Annotated in this window: 4 protein-coding genes; all 4 read right to left on the bottom strand. The window is 63.8% G+C overall.

Annotated elements, in window-relative coordinates; all coding sequences use genetic code 11:
- The coding region (locus EN991_RS28710; protein WP_164769433.1) for a branched-chain amino acid ABC transporter permease at positions 1-829 on the bottom strand (829 nt) is incomplete at its 3' end.
- A gap of 3 nt (positions 830-832) precedes the next feature.
- A complete protein-coding gene (locus EN991_RS28705; protein ID WP_127370010.1) occupies positions 833-1,732 on the bottom strand; it encodes a branched-chain amino acid ABC transporter permease in 900 nt (299 codons plus the stop codon).
- The gene (locus tag EN991_RS28700) at positions 1,729-2,664 is read right to left on the bottom strand and encodes an ABC transporter ATP-binding protein (RefSeq protein WP_127370009.1); all 936 of its coding nucleotides are present in this window, start codon (positions 2,662-2,664) and stop codon (positions 1,729-1,731) included. The genes EN991_RS28705 and EN991_RS28700 overlap by 4 nt, the downstream gene beginning before the upstream one ends.
- A gap of 112 nt (positions 2,665-2,776) precedes the next feature.
- A partial coding sequence (locus EN991_RS28695; RefSeq protein ID WP_127370008.1) for an LLM class flavin-dependent oxidoreductase occupies positions 2,777-3,343 on the bottom strand: 567 nt, incomplete at its 5' end.

Below are 3,343 nucleotides of genomic sequence, written 5' to 3'. Positions count from 1 at the left end.
GGAAAACCGCGCCGCGGATGGAAGCCAGCCCGCCGATGATGATGATGAACAGGATCTGGAACGACCGATCGAGATCGAAGCCGTCCGGCTCGACGGTCCTCAGATAGGCGAAGGCCCAGATGACGCCTGCGACGCCGATGACGAAGGACGAGATGGCGAAGGCCAGCAGCTTGGTCCTCAGCACCGGAATGCCGATGATGCGGGCGGCGGTTTCATTGTCGCGGATGGCGATGAAGTTGCGACCGGTCTGCGACGAGACCAGCCTGTAGGCAAGGAAGGTCAGCACAGTGACAATTGTCAGCGCGAACAAATAGCGGCCGACGGCGCCGTCGAGCGCTAAACCTGAAATCGACAGTCTCGGCGCGTCGATGACGCCTGACGCCGAGTTGTTGGAGAACCAGCTGAACTTGGTCAGCCCCCATTGCACGAAGAACTGCGCGGCGAGCGTCGAGACCGCGAGATAAAAACCCTTCAGACGCAGGCTGGGCAGGCCGAAAACGATGCCGATCGCGGCGGCGACGATGCCGGCGAGGAAGATGCTGCCGATCAGCGGCAGGCCCTCGACGCGCAGGTTGAAATTATAGGCGGCGAAGGCGCCCGCCGCCATGAAGGCGGCACTGCCCAGCGAGACCTGGCCGGCATAGCCGGTGAGAATGTTCAAGCCCACGCCGGCGAGGCTGAGCGCCAGGAACGGCAGCAGGATGGCCTCGAACAGATAGCTTGAGCCGATCAGCGGCACGACACCATAGGCGAAGGCGAGCAGCAGGACCGGTACGACCCATTTCGGCAGCACCGGCGCGGCGACGAAATCGCTTGTTATCGCGGTCATTGTTCAGATCCTCTCAACGAGCTTCTGGCCGAACAGGCCGGAAGGGCGGATCAGCAGGAAGACGAGCGCGACGACATAGGCAAACCAGCTCTCGATGCCGCCGCCGAAATAATCGCCGATATAGACCTCGGCGAGCTTCTCACTGGCGCCGATCAGCAGCCCGCCGACGATGGCGCCGAGGATGGAATCGAAGCCGCCGAGCACCAGCACCGGCAGCGCCTTGAGCACCACCAGCGACAGCGAGAACTGCACGCCGAGGCGTGCGCCCCAGAGCAGTCCCGCCACCAGGGCGACAAGGCCGGCGGCAGCCCACACGGTGGCCCAGATCAGCGGCAGCCTGAGACCGACCGCGAGGGCCGCGAACTGGTCGTCGGCAACGGCGCGGAAGGAGAGGCCGATGCGGGTGTAGCGGAAGAACAGCGACAGCAGGAGGACCATGCCGGCGGCAACCACCGCGGCAAAAATGTCGAACTCGCTGATCAGCACGCCGCCGATTTCCAGCGGCACGTCCTCGATGCCGAGATCGAGGCCATGGACCTGCGTGCCCCAGATCAGCTGGGCGGCGCCCTCGATGATGTAGGACAGGCCGAGCGTCGCCATGAACAGTGTGATCGGCGGCTTGTTGGTCAGTGGCCGCAGCACCGTGCGCTCGATGGCGACACCCATCGCCACCATGATGGCGAAGGTGACCGCCAGCGCCAGCGCGAACGGAATACCGCGCTCGACGAGGCTGACGAAGGTGAGTGCCGCAAACAGCAGCATCGCGCCTTGCGCGAAATTGAGCACGCCCGAGGTCTTGTAGATGAGCACGAAGCCGATCGCGACAAGCGAATACATGACGCCTGAGAGCAGGCCGCCGACGAGCACTTCGATGAGGAATTGGTAGTCGAAATCGGCGATCATATGCCTGCCCCGTCCTCATTGTCCGAGGCGACGCCGAGATAGGCATCGATGACGCGTTGGTCGTTCCTAACTTCATCGGGCGTGGCGTCGGCGATCTTGCGGCCGTAGTCGAGAACGGCGATGCGATCGGACAGACCCATGACGACGCCGACATCGTGCTCGATCAACACCACGGTGGTGGCGAAACGATCGCGCGCGGCACGGACGAAAGACGCCATCTCGCTCTTTTCGCTCGCTGTCATGCCGGCCATCGGCTCGGCCAGCAAAAGCAGGCGCGGCTCGGCCACCAGCGCGCGGGCCAGTTCGACACGCTTCTGCAGCCCGTAAGGCAAGGTGCCGACAAGACGGTCGCGAATGGCGGTGAGATGGAGGAATTCAAGGATCTGTTCGGCACGGCTGCGTGAATCGCGCTGCTCGCCACGCGAGCGGCCGATGCCGAGCACCTGGCCGGCAAAGTTGGAGCGAACCTTGTAGGCAAGGCCAGAGGCGACATTGTCGAGGACGCTTAGGCCCTTGAACAGTGCGAGATTCTGGAAGGTTCTGGCGACGCCGAGATGGGCCAGCCGCTGCGTCGGGACCTGGGCATAGGAGGTACCGTCGAGCTGGACATGGCCGCGATCCGGCCGGTAGACGCCGCTGATGACGTTGATCAGCGAACTCTTGCCGGCGCCGTTCGGGCCGATGATGGCACGGATCTCGCCTTGGCGGACCGATAGGTCGATATCGGCCAGTGCCACGACGCCGCCAAAGGACAGGCTGATGCCCTGAAGCGAAAGCAACGCTGAGGCATGGCCGGCAACGGCCCCTGCCGACTTGGCGACATCTTCGAACGACTGCTCCGGCCGTGGACCTGACGGCAGGCCGCGCGCAAAGACCTCCGGTGCATAGGCGGAAGCCTCCATCACTCCGAGCGTATAACTGGGCAACGGCATTCCAATCGTCCTCGATTAGGCGCGCAAAGACCTATTGCCGCCCGACGGATCAGCGCGCCGGGCAAGCTCCATGTGTGCAGGCCGGCGCGTGTCCGGCGTGCCTATGGGGTGACTATTCCGCCGCCAGCGACGCCGCCGCCTCGGCGTCTTCCAGTTCGCGAACGAGCGGGATGACATGCTTGCCGAAATACTCGACCTCTTCCTGGAAGTGCAGGAAACCGAGCAGGATGAGATCCGCACCCGCGCGCTTCAGGTCGACGACGCGTTGAGCGACCTGCCTGGGGGTGCCGATCAGGTTCGAGCGGAAACCGTCATTGTACTGGACCAGATCGTCGAAGGACGATTTCGCCCAATTGCCCTCACCTTCCGGCGAGGCCTTGCCGGCATTCTTGACCTCATGGCCAAAAGCATTGACCGCGTCGGGATTGGCCTCGGCGATGATTTCGGCGAGCACCGCCCTGGCCTCGTCCTCGGTCTCGCGAACGACCGCGAAGGCGTTGACGCCAACTTTGACGGAATGGTTATTGGCCTTCGCCTTGACCCTGATATCATCGACCTGCTTGGCGATCTCGGCCGGCGTGTTGCCGTTGGTGAAGTACCAGTCCGAGACGCGCGATGCCATGTCGCGCGCGGCGCGCGACGAGCCGCCTTGGAAGATTTCGGGTACTTGCGGCGGTTT

The sequence above is a fragment of the Mesorhizobium sp. M7A.F.Ca.US.005.03.2.1 genome (assembly GCF_003997795.1).
GTDB lineage: Bacteria > Pseudomonadota > Alphaproteobacteria > Rhizobiales > Rhizobiaceae > Mesorhizobium > Mesorhizobium ciceri.
The sequence above is the reverse complement of the archived record's forward strand: the minus strand, read 5'-3'. Positions and strand labels throughout refer to the sequence as shown.